We start from the raw sequence: 22357 nt of genomic DNA on the forward strand, positions 1-22357 counted from the left end.
AGACCGATCGCCAGGCTCATATTGCGGATGGATCGGCTGTCTTTTATCGCGGACGGATCGGACGGATCGGACGGATCGGACGGATCGTCGACTTGATCGGTCGGATCGGTCTGATCGGTCTGATCGGTCTGATCGGCTGTCTTTTATCGCGGACGGATCGGACGGATCGGACGGATCGGACGGATCGTCGACTTGATCGGTCGGATCGGTCTGATCGGTCTGATCAGTGTTATTCTTCAGCGTCGGCATTCCCTGTTACGGGAAGTGCCGGCGCTGTCTTTTTTTGTCTTGCTTCTGGCGCTGCGTGTTTGCGCCGGCGGAGCTGGCGGGTATTGTAAGCACCGAAGCGTATTTATTCAGTCGAGAAGATTCAGATTCCGCCGGAAAACAGGAAAGGCCTAGCCATGCATAAGTTGACATTGAATGGTCAATGGGAATGTCGTCGTTGCGGTACTGAGCAGGTAATTTCGGCGACAGTGCCGGGCGTTGTTCATATGGATCTATTACGCGCCGGTCTACTGGAAGATATGAACTGGCGGGATAACGAGCAGAAGCAGCAGTGGATCGCCGAAACCGACTGGCTCTACAGCCGGCAATTCAATATCGAAGAAGACTTTTTCGGCTGTCAGTCCATCCTGTTGCGCTGCGAGGGCCTGGACACGCTAGCGGACATCCTGGTCAATGGGCAGAAAGTCCTGCACGCTGACAACATGTTCCGCACCTGGGAAGTCGATGTCAAGGACTACCTGCACGTCGGCGTCAACCGCCTCGAAGTGCACTTTTACTCGCCGGTGCCCTATATGACCGAACGGCAGAAGGAACGGTCGCTGCCGTGCTGGAATTCCTACGATCCGCGTTATCGCGGTAAGAGCTGGCTGCGGAAAATGCCCTGCAGTTTTGGCTGGGACTGGGGACTGATGGCCGTGACCTGCGGCATCTGGCGGGACATTAGCCTTGTCGGCGTCCACCGCGCCCGTATCACTGACGTGGCCTTCACCCAGAAACACTGCAACGGCGACGTCGCCATTGATGTCACCGCGCGTATTTCCCGGGTAAAAGGGCAGAATCTGCATCTCGTGGCCCGCATTGGCCGCAACGGCAACGACCGCATCATCGCCAACGACGTCGAATTGCCCTACACTGACGCCACCCTGCCGCTGGTGCTGGAAGAACCTGAACTCTGGTGGCCCAACGGCCTCGGCAAACAGCACCTCTACACGCTCACCGTTGAGCTGGTCGACGGTGACAGCAACGAAATCATTGACGTGTGGCAAAAGCGCATCGGTCTGCGCAAACTTGAGCTGGACCGGCATCACGATCAGTGGGGCGAGAGCTTCCAGTTTAAGATCAACGGGGTGCCATTCTTCGCCAAGGGCGCCAACTGGGTGCCGGCGGACATTCTCATCCCGCGCTTGACTCGCGACGACTACCGCCGGCTCATCGGGGCGGCCGCCGACGCCAATATGAACATGATCCGCGCCTGGGGCGGCGGCATCTACGAACAGGACGAATTCTACGAGTGCTGCGACGAACTGGGCGTTCTCGTCTGGCAGGACTTCATCTTCGCTTGCAGCACCTACCCGACCTTCGATGACGACTTCATGGACAGCGTCGAAGCCGAACTTGAAGACAACATCCGCCGGCTGCGTCACCATCCCTGCATCGCCTTGTTCTGCGGTAACAATGAATTGGAGCAGGGCCTGGTTGCCGACAGCTGGAACGAGCGCAGTATGAGCTGGTCGGACTACGGTCGGCTCTTCGACCACCTCATGCCCAAACTGATCGCGCGCCTGGCGCCGCAGATTCCCTACTGGCCCTGCAGTCCGCATACGCCCATCGGCGACCGCCGCGTTTTCAACGACCCGACCTGCGGCGACGCCCACTGCTGGGACGTGTGGTTCGGCGGTCGGCCTTTCGAATTTCAACGCGAGTGGAAGCACCGCTTCATGAGCGAATTCGGTTTCCAGTCCTTCCCCGAACTGCGGACAATCGAGAGCTTCACCGAGCCTCGCGACCGCAATCTCACCAGTTACATCATGGACTATCACCAGCGCAGCGCTGGCGGCAACCGCAAAATTTTTGCCTATCTGCTGGACTGGTTCCGCATGCCTAGCGGGCTGGATGAAACCCTGTGGCTCACCCAGGTCACCCAGGCTGTCGCGATCCAGTACGCCTGCGAACATGCGCGACGCGCCCAGCCGCGCATGATGGGCACCCTCTACTGGCAGATCAACGACCTGTGGCCTTGCGCCAGCTGGTCGTCCATTGACGTGTTCGGCCGCTGGAAAGCCCTCCATTATCTGGCCAAGCGCTTCTTCGCGCCGCTGATGGTGTCCATCGTTGAGGATCGCATCCTGCAGACTATGGCTGTGCACGTCTCCAACCACCTGCTGGTCAAGAAACAACTGCTATGCCAATGGTGGGCCACGCGGGTGGACGGGACTATGCTTGGCGGCGGCGAAATGAAAGTCGAAGCCGAGCCACAGAGTGATATGCAGGTCGATATTTTCGACTGCGCCGACCAAATCAAGAAGCACGGCGAACGCGATATCATCTTCTGGGCTTATCTCTTTGACGGCGACGACATCGTTTCGGCAAACTTCCAGACTTTTGTCAAACCGAAGCACCTGGAATTGCTCGACCCGCAGATTCACGTCGATGTCGCCGCCGGCGACCAGGACGGCGAGTTCACGATCTTCCTCAACGCGAACTACCCGGCGCTGTTCGTGCGCTTGCAGATTGCCGGCGTGGACGCGCAGTTCTCGGACAACTTTTTCGCGCTTGATGGCAGCCGCGAGCGCCGGGTGACGGTGCGGCCGAAAGAGCCGCTGAGGTTGGAGGAATTGCACAAGAAACTGCTAGTCCGCAGTTTGGTCGACAGTTACGCCGCCAACGAGTAACGACGTGGCGGTGCTGCTGGCGGTGGATCTGGGCTTGCGCACGGGCCTGGCGTGGTATCGCGATGACGGGCGGCTCATTCGTTGCCGCTCTGCACATTTTGCCAATCGCGGCATGCTGCGACGGGCTTTGCCAGCGCTATGGCAGGAAGTGCCGGACCTCCGCCAGGTCGTCCTCGAAGGCGGTGGCGACTTGGCGGACACTTGGCGCCACAGCGCCGAACGCCGCGGCATTGCGGTCATGGTCGTGAGTGCCGAACAATGGCGCGATGATTTGCTTTTCAAACGTGAGCGTCGCAGCGGCCAGCAGGCCAAGGAACACGCCGAGATGCTGGCCGCAAGAGTCATGGACTGGTCCGGCATGAGCCGCGTCGGCCCGCTGCGTCATGACGCCGCCGAAGCCGTGCTCTGCGGGCTCTGGGCCGCCCGCCAAATCGGCTGGCTTGACGCCTGGCCGGATGCGCTCCGGCAAGGCTGAATGCCGCAACAGGACGACAAATGATACTTCAATTAACACCTTGGACAGAAGCGAGATAGAAATAACTATGGATGATTTCAGTAAATTGGCGCCCTTCATGCGTCGTTCCGGTCAAATCGAAATAGGCCGAGATAGGCTGGCACAGGTACGCAAACAGCTTCTTTGCCTGCTGGTGACGGACGACCTCAGCGCCAATAGCCTGAAAAAAATGATTGAGGACTTCGACTGCCCAATCTATCGGCATTTCAACATGACGGACATTGAGCGGCTATTTGGCTACACCGGCACAAAAATTGTCGGTTTCCGGCGTTCGTCATTAAGCACGAAACTGCAGGGGATGCTCAAGCCCTGGCAAGTGCGCCGGGTCGCCAACGGCGGCGTGCTACTGCCCCAGCCCCGCGTGGCGGTGTTGGGCGCATCCGGTATCGGCCGACACCACGCAAACTGGTGGCGGTTGGAGGGCGCCAACGTCTGCGCCTTTCTCGGCAGCAGTGAAGCGAGCGTCGAACGCACGGCGGCGACATTGCGGGAACACTGCGGCTGCGATGGCCGTGGCTATTGCTCGCTTGCGGAACTACTGGCCACGGAAAAGCCCGATGTTGTGGACGTCTGCCTGCCACCGGCCCTGCATTACGCCGCCGTCAAAGAGTCTCTGCTGGCCGGCTGTCATGTCCTCTGCGAAAAGCCCTTTGTCTTTGACGACACGTTGCCCGCCGAAGAGTTACTGGCGCAAGTAGACGAACTGACTGAGCTGGCCCGGGTTCAGCGCTGCATGCTCGGCGTCTGCACGCAGTACGTCATGGCCGTCAAGGAGTGCCTCAAGCTATGGAAAAACGGCCATGACGTGGCTGATATCGAGCATTTCCACGGCCGTTTAGTTTCACCGACACGCAATCGCCCGCCGGTGCCGGAATGGACCTGGGTGGACCTGGCCCCGCACATGCTCGGCATGTGTCAGGTAATCGCTGGCGGCGCCGAACCCGACTGGGGGACTCTCAAGACCCGTTTCGAAGACCACTTGGCCGAAGCGGAGTTCACCGTTTTCCGCGCCAAGACCAAGCCTCTGCGCTGCCATATCCACACCTTCCATACCGACACCGAGCCAAAAAACGTTAGGCAAGTGCAGCTCAATGACCAACTCTACGACATCGGCGGCTGCCGCGATGAACAGGGCGTCTTCCAGATGGAAATCGCCTGCCGTGATGGTGATACCGAAAAGCGCGAGGATATGCTCCGACTCCTGATCCGCAGCTTCCTGCGTGGACGCACCGAAATGGACCCCGCCATGGCCAGGCAGAATCTCGCCTGGATGCTGCGCATCATCCGCCACGGCCTGACACACCAGCCGCAGGCATAGTGCCCAACGATGCCGCTGTTTTTTTACACGAAACCTAACCTGATATCTGCGACATCTGCGAAAGTTGGGGATTATCTCGCAATCGGTCAGCCATTGTTAACAGTCGGTCCAAGGGGACGCCTGGGACCGACCGTTATCAATCACTGACCGGTAACATTATCACAGAGCTAACTGTTGCTTTTCTGATTACAATCGTTATTTTATGGATAACAATAATCATGGAGGCAGACGATGTTGCAGGAACTACTTGGCTCGCAAGCCAGAGCTGAAATCTTAAAAAAACTTTTCACGCCTGAGCTGAAAACGGCGTTTCTGCGTGAATTGAGTCGAATGACTGGTTTGAGCGCCCCTGTCTTGCAGCGAGAGTTGCGCCAGTTGGTCGGTTTTGGCATCATTATTTCGGAGAAAGATGGCAATCGCATCAATTTCTCCGCGAACCGAAAAAGCACTCTCTATCCGGTACTGTGCGAACTGGTCAAAAAAACTGATGGCGAGGAAGCGTTGCTCCGGGCTGCGTTTCAGGATTGTGATGCGCGTTTTGTCTTCCTGTTCGGTTCATATGCCCAAGGGACGGCAAGGCAGGAAAGCGACATCGATTTGTTCGTCATCGGTGATTGCGGTTTGCGTGAGGTAAGCAGACGGATTCATACCGTCGCCGACAACGTGCCGCAGGAAATTAATCCCTATGTGATTACCGCTCATGATTTCCTGGCACGGAAACAAAAACAAGACCATTTTATCAGCGAGATTTTGACGACGCCGAAAGTTTTTCTTAAGGGTACGGCCGATGAGTTTGACGCAATGGTTCAATAGCGGCTGGCTTCGTCCACACCAGACGGATCGGCAGGAGCTTGCTAATCTCTTGGCAATAGTCAACCGTGATATTGCCGATGCGGGTGCCAGCGATATCTCGGCTGACTGGAAATTCGGCATAGCCTACAATGCGGCCTTGAAGCTTTGTACGATGTTGCTCTATGCGGCAGGATTTCGACCGGAAAAAACGCTCGCGCACTATCGAACGCTTATGTCAATTAAATATACGCTGGGCATTCACCGGCAAGATGATGCGGTGTATTTGGATGCCTGTCGCGCCAAAAGAAATACCGTCGAATATGACAGTATTGGTGGAGTTTCTTCCACTGAAGCGGATGAACTGCTGAATTATGCTAAGGAGTTGCGAGTAGAAGTCTTGGGCCGTTTGCGGAAAGATTATCCAGACTTGAAGTAAGTTGTTGCCTGTTTTCTAACGATCGTTATCGATGTGGTAACACAAATGAGTTGCCTGGCCGGCCTGGGTTTACTCACAGCCTCATATCGACGGCGAGGTGGATGTTGAAGGCGTCGTGGCTGTCGCGGTCGGGTTTGACGGCGACGAAGAGGAAACGCGGCTGGCCGTTTTCGCAGAAGAGTTGCGGTCTTTCGAGGCGAGTCATTTCCTGGGTGCATCCATCCTGCCAGCGGACGTTGCGGGTCATGACCAGCGGTTTATCGGCCAGCGACCAGTTGATGCCGTCACCGGACTCGAAGAGCACGAGGCTACGGCTGGCTTTCGGGTAGTAGGCCCCACCGTTGTCCTTGAGGATACAGAAGAGCTTGCCCTTGGCGGCAAAGACGTACGGGTCTTCACCGGGGAAATTGATCTCGCCGGCGCGGAAAATTGGTTCGGGGACTTTGTGGAATGGTCCGGTGGGCGCATCGGCAAAGGCCACGCCATGCAGGACGGGTCCGAGCATCGGGTGTGGCTTCTGATTGCCCACGCCCTTGTAGATCATGATGTAGCGGCCATCGGGCATGCGGGTGACGCTGGGGTTGGTGGTCAACACGCAGTCCCAGCTGTCGGGACTGGCGTCAAGCAGGGGCTGGTCAAAGCGCTGCCAGGGCCCTCGGGGATCGCTGGCGACAGCGACGCCGACGCGCTGGTGGTTACGGTGATCCCAGTACTGGCCGTTGCCGTAATTGCCGTTGTAGTACAGGTAGAACAGGCCATTTTCGTAGAGCACGTTGGGATTGTGAATGACATCGCGATCCCAGCCGTCCGGCACGCCGCTGCCGGTGAAGATTTCGCCCTGGTAGTGGAAGACGCCGTCAGGCGTGTCGGCAATGGCGTAGCCGATGCGCGAGTGCGTCACCCAGGCCTCAAAGCCCTGTTCACGGGGCCAGATGGACAAGAAGAGATGGCAGCGGCCTTCGTCGCTGCGGACCATGCTGCCGCACCAGACGATGGAGTCGTCCAAGCGCATGCAGTCAAGTGGGTTAAGTGCGGCGATCGCAAAGAACGAGTCGGATTCCTGAAGCCATTCGGTCATGGTGCTTACCTCGTGTCAGCTTGCAGTGTCAAAACTGTGCAAAAGATTATACTCCAGTTCATTAGAGCGGTACAGTCTCCCAGGTCGGCGGTACGGGCTCGGTGTAGGGCAGGGCGTCGCCGGGGACCATCGGCAGCACATAGCGGAAACCGACATCGGAGGGCGCTGCCGGGGTGTCGCTGGCGTAATCCAGGGGCAGGTAGCGTTGGGTAGTGGCGCTGCTGGCGCCCTTGATCTGGAAGAAGCCACTGCTGTCCGGAAAGGGACTTTCGGTCCATTCGCGGACATTGCCGGCGAGGTCGTAGACGCCGAAGATCGATTTATCCATAGGCATGGACATGGGCGGCGCCCAGTTGCCGTGGGTTTGCCGCGCAACGGTGTTTTCATAGGTGTAGGCGAAATCCGCGCGGAAGGCGTTGCCCCAGGGATAAAGGCGGCCATCGCTGCCGCGGCCGGCCTTTTCCCATTCTTCGGCTGTAGGCAGGCGGCAGGGCCGGTTGAGTTTGCTGCCCAGCCACGAGCAATATGCAGTCGCTGCCGCCACCGAGATACCGACAACCGGCCGGTCTGGAGACAGCTGCGGGATAAGCTGGCCGGTGACATCCCAGGCATTGATGGGAAAAGAGTTGCCGCTGGTGACCTGCACGCGGCTCATGAAAGCCTGCTGTTCTACTGGCGTGGGCAGACTTTGCCAAAACAGCAGATACTCGCCAAAGGTGACTTCGCTGGTGCTGATGAAATAACCGGCGAGGTCCGCGCGGCGCGGTGGGTTGATGGCAATGGCCGCACCGCCGACCTGCGCCCGGCCGGCGGGCACGTAGGCCGTACGCGCCGGTATGGCCAGGGGAACCACGATCTCCAAATCGTAATTTTCGCCGTGCTCAAGGGCTAGCGGGTAGAGGACATCGGGATAACCGTCGGTAACAACGGTCAGGAGGTAATGGCCTTTGGGAAAAACCATGGCTTTTATGGGCGGAAAACTGTTTTCGAGGTCGATACGCGAGCCGATATCCAGCAGCGCCTTGTCTACTGAGCTGACAATGGGCTGGATGCTGATGCTGGAGCCGGGCGTGTTGGTGCGGATATTGAGCAGGCAGTCGCCCCGTTGCGAGATATGCAGGCTGCGAATGACGGCGAGCATGTCGGCGCTGCAGCGTTCCAGGTTGGCGCCGAAGATTGACGGCAGTTGTTTGAGCAGGCGATCGACTTCGGCGTACTGGCCGTTGCGGAGAGCAAAAAGCATGCGGCGTTTGATGCTGGTTTCCTGCAGTTGCCGCGTCTCAGCCCGCCAGCTCGACAGCGAGGAGATGGAGCTTAGTAGCAGATTGGCGGCGTCGTAGAGATTGTCGATGTCGTTGCGGCGTTCCTTGATGAGATTTTCCCGCTGGGTGTAGTCGCTCGCCGTTGGCACACCAAGAGTGGCGGACGCATATGGAATGGGCGTGGCGCCGGTGACGGCATTGACCCCCGTCGGCGCCAGCGTGGGGGGCGCTAGCGGGGCTGGTGCCGCGACCCATTCGGAGGTCATTTTCTCCAGCAGTCGCTCCTTGACTTCAGCGAGTTTGAGATTGTGCTGGACCTGCTTGATGATTTTGGTATAGGAGACTTGTTCGAGGACGTACAGGGTGGCGCAGAAGGTGGCGATCGCCAGCAGGGCGCTGAAGAACGCCGCCGTTTTGATGGGATTGCGCTGCAGCATTTTGCCGATGCGGACATGGATTGGCGCCGCATAGGCCTTGACTTCCCGGCCCTCCTGGTGGGCGAAGATGTCGCGGATCATTTCACTGACCGTCTGGTAGCGGTTGGCGCGATTCAGCGCCATGGCCTTGAGGCAGATGGCCTCTTCCTCCCGCGAGATGTGCGCGCGCATGGCCGTCTGGCGGGGATTGAGATAATTGCCGGTGCAGACGGCGTTGAGCACGGCCATCTCGTCGGCATACTCAGCAAAGGGATTGGTGAAGGTCAGCAATTCGTAGAGGATGACCCCCAGCGAATAAATGTCGCTGCGTACGTCGAGTTCGGATATCTGGCCCTCTACCTGCTCGGGCGACATGAAGCGCGGGGTGCCGCAGAGATGGCCGTCGGTGGTTAGATTGCGGGCGAAGATCTCCATCTGTGCCGCCGCCACCCGAGCCTGCGGGTCCCTGGGCTGTGATCGCGTTTTTTTCTTTTTTACCTGAGTTGCGATGGCGCTGGTCATACCGAGTTTGCGCACCAGTCCCCAGTCAATCAGCGTCACTTCACCGAAATTACCGATGCGGATATTCTCAGGCTTGAGGTCTCGGTGCAGCACGCCCTTGCTGTGTGCGTAGGCGACGCCCTGGCAAATCTTGATGAAGATGCTGATGCGGCGTGAGTGGGTATACTCGCGCAAATAGGCCGGATTGCGCAGCGCCAGTTGGGTGATGATCTGCCGCAGCGAGTCCCCGCGCAGGCGTTTCATAGTGAAATAGATGCCCTTGCTGGGGCTGATGCCGAGGGTGTGCACCGGGACGATATTGGGGTGTTCGAGCTGCGCGGTGGCTTGTGCCTCGCGGGCAACGCGCTCAATGAAGTCCATGTCATAACGGTGCTTGGCCAGCAGGGATTTCACGGCGACGACGCGGCAGAGCGTGTCGTCCACCGCGACGTTGACGGTGCTGGTGCTGCCGGAGTCGAGGTATTCCACCGCGCTCAGCGCGGGTTCCTGGATATCAAGGTGGAGGCCAAGTTCGCGGATGGCTTCGGCGTAAAACGCCTGCAGGTCTGCCGGCGGCGGTGGCAATGGCGCGTCGTTGTGGCTGTCGTTGTCACTTGCGCCTGCGGCCTTCGGGCCGGCTTCAGTGAGAAATGAATCTTGTATTGGCAGGTTTTTGGTAGACATGGCTGGGTAATGAAACGGCTTATGCGCGCTGCGTATCGGTGACAGGCGGGTACTATAGGCGATGGAGACAGGGCTTGCCAAAGCCATGGGCATTTTGCCATCATCAAGACGGCGTCTGATAATAGTATTGGCGCCGTCGCTGGGCCCTGCCAGATAATCGGTCAGTGATTGATAACGGATGCACGGCATGCCTCTCGCTGGCGCGTGGGACGCGGCGTGCCTCGCCAATGTGGCGCCCTCCGGGCGCAATTCAAACTGCTGTCATACCCCGGGTTGCGGCGCCCTCCGGGCGCCGCAACCCGGGGGTATGCATGGTGCGGCCCTCCGGGCCGAACTTGGCCGATCAGACGACGTGCTTTGTCCGGTTCGGGCCGAAAACCACCATCATTCAATATCCATGTTTTTGCGCCGTAGGCGCTTAACCATGCTTAACCCCAGGCTTTAGCCTGGGGACGCAGCCTACCAACAGACAGTGCCTCGTAGAGGCACCACAGTTTTGGTTATCAATGACTGACCGATTACCCTGCCAGCGTGAATGGTCGCAGTGGAACTGAGCCATCTGGGGCAACGGTGATATATTGGCGCGTTGCGGTCACCCGCATTACCGAAGCAAAGCCGTTACCATAACGTTTTCCCATGCGAAAGGATTGACATCATGCTGCGCAAACGACTACTGCTGGCCCTGGTTGTAGCCATGACCGTCTTGGCCGCATTCGCCCAGGACGCTGCCGGCAGGCGCCACGATTCCAATCTGGTCGTGCTGCTTTCCGACCTGCATACCGGCGGCAAAAGCACGTACCAGGGCCCGAAACTCATGGCGATTTTGGATGAGGTACTGGCGATGGCGCCCCTGCCGGCCAATGTCTTGATCATGGGCGATGTGGCTTATCTCAATGGCCTGGACGACGACTACGTGGCGCTCAAGCCCATACTGCAGCGCCTGAGCGACGCGGGCATTGCGTGGTCGGCGGCGATGGGCAACCACGATCGTCGGGAGACTTTTTGGCAGCACTTTCCTGAGCAACTACCGGCGCAGCCACCGGTTCCTGGCCGCCATGTGAGCATAGTCGACACGCCGCATGCGCAACTTGTCCTTCTCGACACCCTGCTGGCGGGCAAGGTCAATGGCGAGCTCAATGACGAGCAGCGGGCATGGCTTAGCGCGTATCTGCCGACGCAGAAAAAGCCGGTCTTTGTCTGCGCGCATCATCCCCTTGGCGAAAGCAAGCTCGCGGAGCTGTTGGCGGCATCGCCCATGGTCGCGGCGTACATCTTTGGCCATCATCATCACTGGCAGGCCAAGAAGACCAATGGCGTCAACACGCTGTGCCTGCCATCGACGGGCCACTGGGGCGACATCGGCTACGTCGTCGTCAGGATCAAGCCGGACGGCGCCGACTTCACGTTGCAGCTCCGCGACCATTTCAAGCCCAAGCCCCAGCCCGAGCCCAAAGCGGAATGGACCCAGCGCATCGAAAAGCTACGCGATGCCAGCTGGTCCGTCGCTTTCCCGGTCGCCCCCTCCGCGGCGGCCGCAGCAGACTAACGCACATGCCACCTGGTGCGCCGCCGAACGGCCGCTGGTGGCGGCGATGGTTGGCGGCGTTCGGTAAGGGCGTTTTGCTGCGGGCTTTGCGTTCAGCCGCAGTGGAAGTAGGTGCAGACCAGGCGGAGCATGGCCTCGTTATCGCCGTGCAGGTCATGGCGCAGGGTGCGGTCATTGAATGCCTGGAGGCGGCTGATGATGCCATCAATCATGGCGGGGCTGAAGACGTGCTGTTCTTCGTAGAAAGCGCGTTGACTGGCGAGGCAGTCGGCGGAGGCGGCGCAGCTGTCAGGTAATTTTGCCAGACCATTCATGAGCTGCTCGTGTTCCTGGCGGTGAATATTGACATTGACGTAGGTCTTGCTCGCCAGATCAAGCGCGTTGGGCATGGTGAAGCCATGGCGACAGGCGACGGCGAGGCCGGCGAGCAGGAGGTAAACATCAGCGGAGCCGTCTGGCGAGCGCATTTCCACGGTCTGCTTCTGGCTGGTGTCGTAGGCGGTTGCGGCTTCGGCGGGATTAGCGATAGTGCTGAGGTTTTTGGAGCTGTTCCAGCCCAGCGGCACACGCACCAGCACGGAACGGTTGCGGTCGCCCCAACAGACGTTAGTCGGTGCTTCCTGGTGGGGCACCAAACGGAAGTAAGACGTCGGATTGGTATTACCAAAGGCCGTCAGCGACGGCGCAAGAGTCATCATCCCGGCGATGGCGCGGCGGGCAATGTCGGAGATCACGCCGTTCTGCAGCATTTGGTTCTTGCCGTCCTTCATGATGCGCATGTGCACATGCATACCCGAGCCGGCTTTGCCAATGGTAATTTTCGGAGCAAAAGTCACGTCGAGATCGTAGCTGTGAGCCAAATTGCGGATAATCCACTTGGCGACCAGCAGCTGTTCGGCGGCCTCAAAGGCCGGCACCGGCAGAAATTCAATTTCGTTCTGCTCGTAGATTTTGCCCTGCAGCGTGAAGTTGCCGACTTCCGAATGGCCATATTTGATCTGACCACCCGCTTGGGCGATGAAAAGCATGCATTCTTGGCGGAAGGCATTGAATTTGGCGTAGGGCGCCGACTCGTGGTAACCGCGCTGATCAGATGCTGGATAGAAGCCGGGATCATCGGCGATGACGTAGTACTCAAGTTCGCCCATGGCTTCGAAGTCCATGCCAGTCGTGTCATGGAAGGCTTTGCATGCCTTATGTAGGGTGTGTTCTGGAGAGCTCTCCAGGGGCTCGCCGTCCTTGTTGAAGAAGGAGCAGAGCATGCTGAGCGTCGGCAATTCAGCAAAGGGATCGACAAAGGCCGTGCGGTAACGCGGCACGACATAGAGGTCGCTACTGCTGGCCTCGATGAAAGGAAAGAGGCTGGAGCCGTCAACGCGTTCGCCACAACAGAGAATCTCTTCGAGATAGGCGGCATTGTTGATGACGAAATTGAGGGTCTTGAGACGGCCGTCACCCGCCGGATACATGAAATTGACGTGGCGAATGCCTTCCTGCTGGATATACGTGATAATGTCCTGGCGGGTGAAGGCGCTCGGGGCTTTTTGGAGTTTATTGACGATGGGGTTGCAGGACATGGACAGAAACTGATCCATTGTGGGGGGCTTCCCTTGGCTTCGCGCTGTCTGGCAGATGCCTGAACTGGCCGTGTAGGTGGCAGCGGTGGCGATACTCCGGCGGGCAGGGCAGTGAAAACAGGAGGCAAAAACTGGTGTCGGCGCCGATAGCAAAAATCACCGGGCCACCGCCGAAACAGCGGTGGTTCGTAAATCCTTCTTAAATGATGTTTGGGGGGAGTTGTGGCTTCAGGCCATGCCGGGAGCACAATGCAGCGGGCGGGCAAAAGGCTGTAGTGAACAGCGACCAGCAGACCGCCCGCGCCCGCTGTTTATGCAATCCGACAATGCGGTACTATATCGCATTCCATGCTTTATGACCACAGTGAAAAAGGCTGCATGCCGAAATAATGCATGAACTGACAGCGACACGTAACTCATGCTGGGAAAAAAGCCCTGCGAGTATTGTCCACGTGCCGGCATGAGCTATGGTAGTGCCGGAATCCTCGCCTGGGGGGGGGGCGCAAATACAAGCGAGAAACAGCTGCGGAGGACTTGGTGTGACAACGTGGATATTCACCGGACTGATCGTTCTGGCGCTTCTGGTTATCATCTGGCAGTGGTACAAACGACAGGAACTACGACTGCTCACGGCAGAACGGCAGCGGCAGCTTGATGCTGTCCAAGCGCAGCACCAGCAGGAATTGGCGGCGCAGGAGCTGCTCTGGCAGGAACGCCGCGATGGCTGGCAACGCGATCTGCAGCACACCAGGGACAGCGCCATGGCCGAACAACAGGCATTGCGCCAACAGCACGATGAGCAGCTACGCCAACAGGAAACGCTCTGGCAGGAACGCCAGCAGAGCTGGGAAGCACACAAAAAACAGCTCGTTGATCAACACGCCAAAGAGTGCCTCGCCAGACAGCGCGAAGCAGATGCGCAGGCCCAGGCCCAGCGCGAGGCCGCCGAGGCTTTGCAGAAGCATTTCGCGGCAAGCAAAGCCGAACAGGAACAACACTTTGCCGCCAAAATCGCCGCTCTCAAAGACGAATTCAAGGCACTCTCCGAGCAGATCCTGCATGAACGGGCAACTGCCATGGTCAACCTCAGTCGCGAGCAGATTGGCGCAATTCTGACGCCCCTAAATGAGAATATTGGCCGTTTTCGCACTGCCGTGGACCTGGCGCGGGACAAAGGCATCGAGATGAACGCATCGCTCAAGAGCAGCCTCGATGACATGTTCAGAGTAACGCAGAATGTCGGCCAGGACGCGAGCAAACTGGCGGCGGCCCTGCGCGGCAACAGCAAAATCCAGGGCGACTGGGGCGAAATGGTTTTGGAGGACATTCTGTTGCGCTCGGGCTTGCAGGCCCGCGTGCACTTCAATACCCAGGAGACCATTCGCGACAACGCCGGCGCGCCCGTGCGGCATGACGACAGCGATCGGCTGCTGCGGCCAGACGTGATTGTGCGCTATCCAGACAAGAAGGCGGTCGTCATTGACAGCAAAGTCAGTCTCACGGCCTATTTGGACTATATGAATGCCGAGCCTGACAGCGATGAAGCCAGGGCCGCGCTGGAACGCCACTTGCGCAGCGTCCGTCAGCATGTGGACGAACTGGCCAGGAAAAACTACCCACAGTATTTGCCGGCTGACTGCAATGCGGTGGATTACGTGATCATGTTCATGCCCAACGAGGCGTCCTATCACCTGGCGATGTGCAGCGAGCCGTCCTTATGGCAACGGGCCTTTGAAAAGCGCGTGCTGCTGGTCAGCCCCGTCAACTTGATGGCCTTGTTGTACATGATCCGCATTGCCTGGACACGCGCGGAACAGGAGCGCAATCAGCAGGATATCATCGCCGCCGCCCAAATCCTGCTCGACCGCGCAATGAGCTTCTATGACGATTTTGCCGAAGTCGGCAAGTGCATTGAGAATACCCACAAGGCCTACGATGCGGCATGCAAACGCCTGCGGGGTGATGGACGCACGCAAAGCATGCTCAACGCTGGCAAAAAAATCGAAAAGCTCGGCGTCCGATTGAAAAAACAGCGGTCCATACCAGCCGCGCTCCTGGCTGACAGTGACGATGATGACAATAACGATGACGACGCGGAAAAGTTGGAGCAGGGCAGCGACAGCGCCGACGCGGAAAACGTGGCGCCTGGTGCGGAGGACAATGGTTAATTGCCGGCGGCGCGGAGCGACAGCTGAACGGCAGTGCCGGCGGCGCCTGTCGTGCCGGGGCGCCAGTCATGGCCGAAGTTCTGACCTTACGCCAACGTCCAGCCACTGGGGGCAGAGACGGTAGCTCAGAACGTTTGTGGTGTTATGGTAATCCCTAACCCATTGATACCAGCCTTTCCTGCAGTCTTATGTTTTCAGCGCCAAAGGCGCGGACTAAGATAGCCCAGGGCAAGCGCCCACAGGGCGCGTCGCCCTGGGTAAAGGCCCCACCCGAAATGAGAGCCCAGTAGGGGCGACCTAAAAATCGGCGCCGGGGGCGCAAGGTAAACGACGGCGAAGTCGTTACAATGGGTTCCATTGCCTCTTTGGTCCCAGTCAGCTTCGCCGACTGGGACCAAAGAGGCCGAGGAACACGAACATAGTTGGCGCTCTACCCAGGGCGTCGCGCCGCCTTCGGCGTCGCTTGCCCTGGGCTACGATGACAGCGCCCTTCCAGGGCGCTTGCCGCTCTGTGGCATGGAATGCCAGAGGCGCGCCTGGCTCCGCCTGATGGTGTCATCTGACGGGGCCAGCTGAAATCCCGCCCTCACGATCGGGAGATGAGCGCGCATGACCACGGCCGGGAGACGGGCGCGCCGGGGTCCGCCTAATGTGTTTCGGTTGGTGTCAATGAGTGAGGCATTACGTATTATGTGGCCATTGTTGGCATGAAGGTGGACAGTGGGGCGGGGCAGGCTAAATTCTCCTGCCTCCGACGACGATCGCAGCGCAGGCAGCGATGTTTACAACTTTCAGGCATTATAGCATCATCTCCACGTGAATCAGCGTCCCCAGTGGGACGCGTCGTGATTGAAGTGGCCCGGACGGCAGCAGAAAAGGAACGACCCGATGAACAAACAGCGTTTGGTTGGAGCTTTGGACGGCACTGGTCATGGCTGCGTCATCAGCCAGGATATTCCGGAATTGACGAAGGGCATGGTGCTGGTGAAAGTCCACGCGTCACTGATCAGCCCCGGCACGGAACTCTCCGGTGCCAAGACTGCACGACAAGAAGGCAAGACCGATCCCGGCACCCCACACGCCTTTGGCTATCAGAACGCCGGGGAGGTCCTAGCGGTGCATGACAGCGTCAGCAGATTCAAGGCCGGTGATCGCGTGGCCTGCATGGGCGCGGGCTTCGCCCAACACAGCAATTTTGTCGTCGTGCCGCAGAATTTGTGCTGTCTGCTGCCGGACAAGGTCAGCTACGAGCAGGGCGCCTACGCTCATCTGACGGTGACCTCCATGCAGGCACTGCGGCGGGCGACGCCGGCATATGGCGAAAACCTGCTGGTCGTCGGCATGGGCCTGGTCGGCCAGCTGGCCGCCCGGCTGGGACAAATCGCCGGAACCTACGTTATGGGCTGGGACATGAGCCCATTCCGCCTCAGTGTCGCCCAGCAATGGGGCATTAACGGTGTCACCCAAATCGGTCAGGATGACTTTGAGGCCAAGGCCAAAGAATTCACCCATGGCGAGGGCTTCGATATGGCCATCATGGCCTTTGGTGGCGACGGCACTAGCGCCCTGGAGCAGGTTACCAAGGTCATGCAACTGAGCCCCGATGGCCATCGCATGGGCCGTATCGCGCTGGTCGGTGGGCTGAAAACCCAGTGCGCCTGGGGCGCCGGCCTCGGCAATCTTGATCTGCGCTGTAGCGCCCGTTCGGGCCCGGGTTACCACGACGCCGCCTGGGAACGCGGCGACGTCGATTACCCGGCGGTTTTCATGCGTTGGACCACCCAGACGCATCTCAAACTCGCTCTGCGCTATATGGCAGAAGGCAAAATCAACGTCGATGCCCTGACGACACACCGGCTGCCCCTCAAGGACATCGACATCGCCGTCACAGCCCACATTGAACAGCCCAACGCGACGTTGGGCACCGTGCTCCTCTACGAAGATTGATCACTGACCACGAAAGCGTATTCATGCCGCAAACAGCACCCGACCAAAGCCGTCACGATATGGAAATACTGGCACCCGCCGGCAGCCCCGAGGCATTGCAGGCCGCGCTTGCTGCCGGCGCCGACGCCGTGTACTTCGGCCTCAAACGCCTCAATGCCCGCCGCGGCGCGGCTAATTTTGCTCCGGAGGACCTCAAGAGCGTGGTAGAGACGATCCACGCCGCTGGCGCCAAGGCCTACCTCACGCTGAATATTGATCTGGTGCAACGCGAACTCGGCTTGGCTATGCGCACCCTGCAGCTGGCTAGTGCTGCCGGTGTGGATGCCGTGCTGCTGCGCGATCCGGCGCTGTTGGCGGCGCGCGGGGCCTTCCCAGCGCTCCCTTTTCACTTCAGCACACAAGCGGCGGTAAGCAGCTCGGCCGGCGTTCAGGCGGCCAAGGCGCTAGGAGTCAGCCGGGTTGTCCTGGCGCGAGAAATGAGCGCCGGCGAGATTGCGGCGGCGGCTGTGCCCGGTGTCGAATTGGAAGTGTTCGTGCAGGGCGCGCTCTGTTTCTGCTGTTCGGGCCGTTGCTTGCTCTCCAGCTGGGTCGGCGGCCGCAGCGGCAATCGCGGCGCCTGCGCCAGTCCCTGTCGGGTGCCGTGGACAGACCTGGCTGGCAACGGCGGCTCATGGCTATCCATGCATGACCTTTGTCTGGCCGGCGACCTGGCCGAGCTACGGCGCCTGGGCGTGGCGTCACTAAAAATCGAAGGGCGCCTGAAAAGTGCCGCGTGGGTCCGTGATGCCGTCACGCTCTACCGGCGGGCTCTGGCAGCGACCGAACATCCCGAGGCTCTGGCAACTGACCTCGATCAGGCTGCCCAGTTAGGCGCCTACACCGGCCGCCAAATGACCAACGGCTATTTCACCGGCAGGCGTGACAATCTCACCGGCGACTCCGGCCGAGTCGCCTCGCGCACGGATACCCCTGCCGCCACCGTTGCTGCCGCCGACGCGGTGGCGTCACCGAATGTCGCCGACGGCGATGACGAGAGCCCGCGCCTGACCTTATCGCGCGACGATCGCGGCGGCACCCTGTGGGCCATCAGCCACGGCTTTCAAGAACGCTGTTTCCGTATTGCCCCGCAACGCGTAGCAAAGGCCAAACGCGCTACGAGCATCGCCGCTGTGCTGGAGCAACTTGCCACCGCCGTGGCGGCCGATGGCGCAACGCTGGCGACCGTGTGCGTGGACAGCGATTTGCCGGAGATACTTCTTCCGCGCAGTGCCGGCAATGGCGTGGTCGACGACATCGTCAGCTATCTGCGGTTGATTCGCAAAGAAAGTGACGGCATTGTCCGCGGCGTGTCGCTGCCGCCAAACTTGCAGACATTGCTCGCGGCGCGTGGCGCGGCGCACCCGGCGAACACGCGGCATCTGGGCGACGGCATCGACTGTATACGGATCAACGCCGACCAGGCCGATGCCTTTTTGGCGACCAATTCGGACCAGACTGCGCCGCTCCTGCTATGCTGTTCGCCAACAGCCGCCACCACCGTGCCGGAGCTGTTCGCCAAAATCAGTGCTCGAGCCAATCGCCTAGCGGCGGTTGCCATGCCGGCCGTGCTATATGAAGCCGAACTGCCAGCCTGGCGCGCGTTGTTGCCGCTGCTGGCGGCAGCGACCGTGCCGGTGGAGGTCAACAGTTGGGACGGCTGGCAACTCGCGAGAGAAGCCGGTTGCGTCATGGAAGCCGGGCCGGGCATGGCGGTGATGAACAGCGTCGCGGCACAACAGCTCTGCAACCTTGGCTGCCGCATGGTTACGGCGTCCTGCGAGCTTGACTGCGAACAGATGGAAGAGCTCTGCGGCGCCATCGCCGTGCCTATGAGTCTAACCGTCTTTGCCCATCTGCCGCTGATGCTCACCCGCGCCGAACTGCCGGCTGGGTACCGGCCCGAAGATCACGTCATCCTGCAAGACAAGCGCCAGACAGCGCTCTTGCCGCGCCGAGAGGGCGCACTGACTGTCCTCTACGGCGAAACGCCCCTGGATTGGCGCAGCCTGCGCAACCCTAAGATCGCTGCCGCCAGGCTAGTCGCGGACCTGCGTGCCGCGCCAACCTTGCGCTGGCCACAAACTCCCGGCGCCGCCGACGGACCATCCCGTCTCTTCAATTACGACCGTCGTCTGCGCTAGCCGCGGCAGTGCCATGTCGCGCAACCGCTCCGGTGAGCGTTTCCTGATTGCACTTAGCCCCGTGGCTATTATGGTATGCAATTGATTCACGATCACAATTTGACGGGGATGAACTTCCCACAACCCATAGAAAGCCCATGAAAGACGATTTGAGCAGCGACGAACCTCCCGGGGGCAGTAGACAAACAAGACAGGCAACTCGGCGACTATGTAGGGCGCGCAGGCGATACGCCCCCCGGTATGTGTCTGCACGGCAAGGGAGGACAGGCTGATGGCGATCATCCTCTCATTTCTGCCAATCCTTCTGGGCATTGTTGTCCTGTTGTTCTTTTCGGCTTTCTTCTCCTCTTCCGAAACGGCCCTGCTGTCGCTGAAACGCGCGGAGGTCAAGCGCATGGGCAATGGCGGCCGCGCGGAACAGGTCGCCGCAAAACTGCTTAAACGCCCTGAACGACTGCTGGCGACCATCCTGGTTGGCAACATGTTTGTCAATGTTCTGCTGGCTAGTTTATGCGCGGCGTTGCTGGCGCGGCTACTGGCCATCGGCGGCGGCCCGGCGCAGTTCTGCGAAAGCGCCGCGGCTCGCTTCGACATGGGGCTGTCGGCTCAGACCCTTGCTGGGGTAGACGAAATCGCCGGTGCCCTCTTGAACGTGATCATCGTGACGCCGCTGCTGATGATATTCGGTGAGCAGACGCCCAAGGTGATAGCCTACGCCTATGCGCCACAGCTGGCTTGCGCGGCCGCCTATCCCCTACGCTTCCTCGGCGTTGTGTTGGCGCCGGGTATCTGGTGCCTGCACAGCCTGTCGGTTTTTTTGCTGCGGCTGCTGGGGCATAATTCGGGCAACAGCTGGGAAGCCCTGACCAGCGACGAGCTGGTGGCATCCCTCTCCGCTGGCGCGGCCGGTGGCGCCACCAATGAACGCGAACGCGAGCTTCTCCAACGCATCCTGCGCCTCGGCGCCATCGACGTCAAGGAAATCATGGTGCCCCGCACCGAACTGGTTGCGGTCAGTGACACGATGACGCTGCAGGAAGCCTTTGACAAGGCCCGCGCCAATCGCATTTCCCGCATGCCAGTCTATCACGGCGATCTTGACGACATCTGGGGCGTACTTTCCTTTGGGGACTATCCGCGCTGGCGCAACCAGCCGGAAATGGCCATGCCCTTGGGTGATTTCCGCGAACGCATAGGCGTTGCTGACGAACAAGACGCCCAGCTTACCATGTATAGCCCGGTCTACCCCGTGTACATGGTTCCGGAGACCGTCAAGATCGACCGTCTACTGACCACTATGCGCAAGCGCAGCGCGCAATTCGCGGTGGTCGTCGGTGAATACGGCGGGACATCCGGCATCGTCACCCTCAATGATATCCTCGAAGAGGTCATTGGCCGCTATTCGCGCAACGGCTTCAATGAAGACGTGCTACGCGAAAACAACGGCGTGATTCTCGCGGACGGGCGTGCGCACTTGCGGGTACTGCAGGAGCGCTTCGGCGATGCTTTCGCCAATGACGAGGGCAGCGCCGACACTATCGGCGGTCTGGTGATGGAGAAACTCGGTCGTCTGCCGCGGACGGGCGACACCGTGGCTCTGCCAGGCTTCCTGGTGCGAGTGAACCGCATGGCCGGTCGTCGCGTCGGCTCGGTTGCCATCACGGCGATCGCCTTGCCGGACAGCGAAACCGGCGAAGGAGGGCGCGAATGACGGCGTTACTCCTCAGTCTGCTTTTTCTGCTGTTGCTGTACGTTCTATCAGCGCTTTTCAGCTGTATGGAGACGGTCTTCACTTCAGCCAGCTATGCGTGGCTCAAGGAACGGGCCGAGCGCGGCGACCCCTGCGGCGCGCAGGCCTGCCGTCTGATGGACCAGGCCGGGGCCTTTCTGGGCACGGTGCTCTTTGGCAACAACCTGGTCAACATCACTATCACGACCCTGTTTCGCACCATGTTGGCGCTGGCAATCCTCAATGCGGATTTGCTGGCGCTGCTGCCGTCGTCCTTGCGGGTGTGGTCCGGCTGGGAAGACTGGCTGACCACCTTGATTGTGACGCCGACCATGTTGCTCTTTGGTGAAATGCTGCCCAAGGCCATCGGGCGCAACCACGCCGACAAGCTGGCTCTGGTCCTGGTCCGCCCCCTGACCATCGCCAACCGGCTGTTCAAGCCCTTTGTGGTCAGCCTTGACTGGATATCCGGCCGGCTGGCGCGCTTCCTAACGGGCCGTGAACTCGAAGTGCACCGCGGCCGGGTCACCAGGGACGACCTGCGCATCTTGGCCGAAGTCGCCACCGAGCAGGGTCTGGTGCGCAAAGAGGCCGGTGATATGCTGCAGATGGTCCTGGGGCTGGACACCAAGCCCATCGAGACGGTGATGGTGCCACTGGTCGATGTGCGTTCTGTACCGCTCACGGCCACGGTCGCCGAGCTGGAAGCACTGGGCGCCCAGACCGGCTTCAGCCGTTTTCCCGTTTTCGATGGCCGGGTGGACGAGATCGTGGGCATCGTCAGTCTGCGGCAATGCCTCTACGACCAGCCCGTGCGTATGAACGAAAACACCGCCCGCATGGACGCCCAGAAAATCACGCCTTACGTGAACCGCAACGTGCTTTTCGTACCGGAGTCCAAGTCGGTGAGCGAGCTGCTCTACGAACTGCGCTACCAGCACATACCGATGGCGGTCGTGGTCGATGAACACGGCGGCGTGGTCGGGCTGATCACCGTCGAAGACCTCGTGGCCGAAATCGTCGGCGGCATCCATGACGCCCGCAATCAGGAGTCGGTGATGATCCGGGTCGTCAGCCCGCAGCTTTTCGAATGCGATGGCAAGGCCGATATCCGGGACATCGAGGAACATCTGGGCTTCAACATCGCCAATCAAGGCTTCGAGACTGCTGCTGGACTGGTACTCAAACTAGCCGGGCGCATCCCCAAGGCCGGCGACCGCTTCCCCTACGAAAACTGGTTCATCGATGTCTTGGAAGTGCGCCGCCACCGCGTCGTCAAATTGCGTTTTACCAGGAAGAAATAACCTTG

At 59.8% G+C, this 22357-nt stretch carries 14 protein-coding genes; 11 read left to right on the forward strand and 3 right to left on the reverse strand.

Translation table 11 applies throughout. The features are described from left to right. Positions 1-404: 404 nt before the first annotated feature. From J3R75_RS17525 to J3R75_RS17545, 5 genes are all read left to right on the forward strand, one after another. Positions 405-2900, forward strand: a complete 2496-nt coding sequence (locus J3R75_RS17525) for a beta-mannosidase (RefSeq protein ID WP_370882375.1) — start codon at positions 405-407, stop codon at positions 2898-2900. Between the two features lie 4 nt (positions 2901-2904). Beyond that, a complete protein-coding gene (locus tag J3R75_RS17530; protein ID WP_307264377.1) occupies positions 2905-3375 on the forward strand; it encodes a hypothetical protein in 471 nt (156 codons plus the stop codon). 67 nt (positions 3376-3442) lie between these two features. After that, positions 3443-4732 (forward strand): Gfo/Idh/MocA family protein, encoded by a 1290-nt coding sequence (locus J3R75_RS17535; protein ID WP_307264380.1) that lies wholly within the window; start codon positions 3443-3445, stop codon positions 4730-4732. 231 nt (positions 4733-4963) lie between these two features. Further along, entirely contained in the window at positions 4964-5545 is a 582-nt protein-coding gene (locus J3R75_RS17540; protein WP_307264382.1) for a nucleotidyltransferase domain-containing protein, read from the forward strand. Next, positions 5520-5960 (forward strand): hypothetical protein, encoded by a 441-nt coding sequence (locus tag J3R75_RS17545; RefSeq protein WP_307264385.1) that lies wholly within the window; start codon positions 5520-5522, stop codon positions 5958-5960. The genes J3R75_RS17540 and J3R75_RS17545 overlap by 26 nt, the downstream gene beginning before the upstream one ends. Before the next feature lie 73 nt (positions 5961-6033). Here J3R75_RS17545 and J3R75_RS17550 read toward each other — a convergent pair whose 3' ends face one another. Further along, the gene (locus tag J3R75_RS17550; protein ID WP_307264387.1) at positions 6034-7038 is read right to left on the reverse strand and encodes a glycoside hydrolase family protein; all 1005 of its coding nucleotides are present in this window, start codon (positions 7036-7038) and stop codon (positions 6034-6036) included. A 61-nt stretch (positions 7039-7099) separates the two neighbouring features. Then, positions 7100-9901 carry a bifunctional serine/threonine-protein kinase/formylglycine-generating enzyme family protein gene (locus tag J3R75_RS17555; RefSeq protein WP_307264389.1) on the reverse strand — a complete coding sequence of 934 codons (2802 nt, stop codon included), beginning with the start codon at positions 9899-9901 and terminating at the stop codon, positions 7100-7102. Between the two features lie 655 nt (positions 9902-10556). Here J3R75_RS17555 and J3R75_RS17560 point away from each other — a divergent pair. After that, on the forward strand, positions 10557-11447 hold the full coding sequence (locus tag J3R75_RS17560; protein WP_307264393.1) for a metallophosphoesterase family protein: 891 nt from the start codon (positions 10557-10559) through the stop codon (positions 11445-11447). A 92-nt stretch (positions 11448-11539) separates the two neighbouring features. On the opposite strand, the gene J3R75_RS17565 is transcribed toward J3R75_RS17560, so the two are convergent. Then, a complete protein-coding gene (locus J3R75_RS17565; protein WP_307264396.1) occupies positions 11540-13042 on the reverse strand; it encodes a glutamine synthetase family protein in 1503 nt (500 codons plus the stop codon). Between the two features lie 521 nt (positions 13043-13563). Here J3R75_RS17565 and J3R75_RS17570 point away from each other — a divergent pair. From J3R75_RS17570 to J3R75_RS17590, 5 genes are all read left to right on the forward strand, one after another. Next, positions 13564-15192 carry a DNA recombination protein RmuC gene (locus J3R75_RS17570; RefSeq protein WP_307264399.1) on the forward strand — a complete coding sequence of 543 codons (1629 nt, stop codon included), beginning with the start codon at positions 13564-13566 and terminating at the stop codon, positions 15190-15192. 888 nt (positions 15193-16080) lie between these two features. Continuing rightward, positions 16081-17139 (forward strand): alcohol dehydrogenase catalytic domain-containing protein, encoded by a 1059-nt coding sequence (locus J3R75_RS17575; protein WP_307264400.1) that lies wholly within the window; start codon positions 16081-16083, stop codon positions 17137-17139. A gap of 23 nt (positions 17140-17162) precedes the next feature. Continuing rightward, positions 17163-19319: a peptidase U32 family protein gene (locus tag J3R75_RS17580; RefSeq protein WP_307264402.1), complete on the forward strand. Its 2157-nt coding sequence runs from the start codon at positions 17163-17165 to the stop codon at positions 19317-19319. Positions 19320-19590: 271 nt separating this feature from the next. Beyond that, positions 19591-21030: a hemolysin family protein gene (locus tag J3R75_RS17585; protein ID WP_307264404.1), complete on the forward strand. Its 1440-nt coding sequence runs from the start codon at positions 19591-19593 to the stop codon at positions 21028-21030. Continuing rightward, positions 21027-22352 (forward strand): hemolysin family protein, encoded by a 1326-nt coding sequence (locus J3R75_RS17590; RefSeq protein WP_307264407.1) that lies wholly within the window; start codon positions 21027-21029, stop codon positions 22350-22352. The genes J3R75_RS17585 and J3R75_RS17590 overlap by 4 nt, the downstream gene beginning before the upstream one ends. The last annotated feature ends 5 nt before the right edge of the window (positions 22353-22357 follow it).

Origin of the sequence: Oligosphaera ethanolica (assembly GCF_030814695.1) — a bacterium.
Classification (GTDB): Bacteria; Verrucomicrobiota; Lentisphaeria; order Oligosphaerales; family Oligosphaeraceae; genus Oligosphaera; species Oligosphaera ethanolica.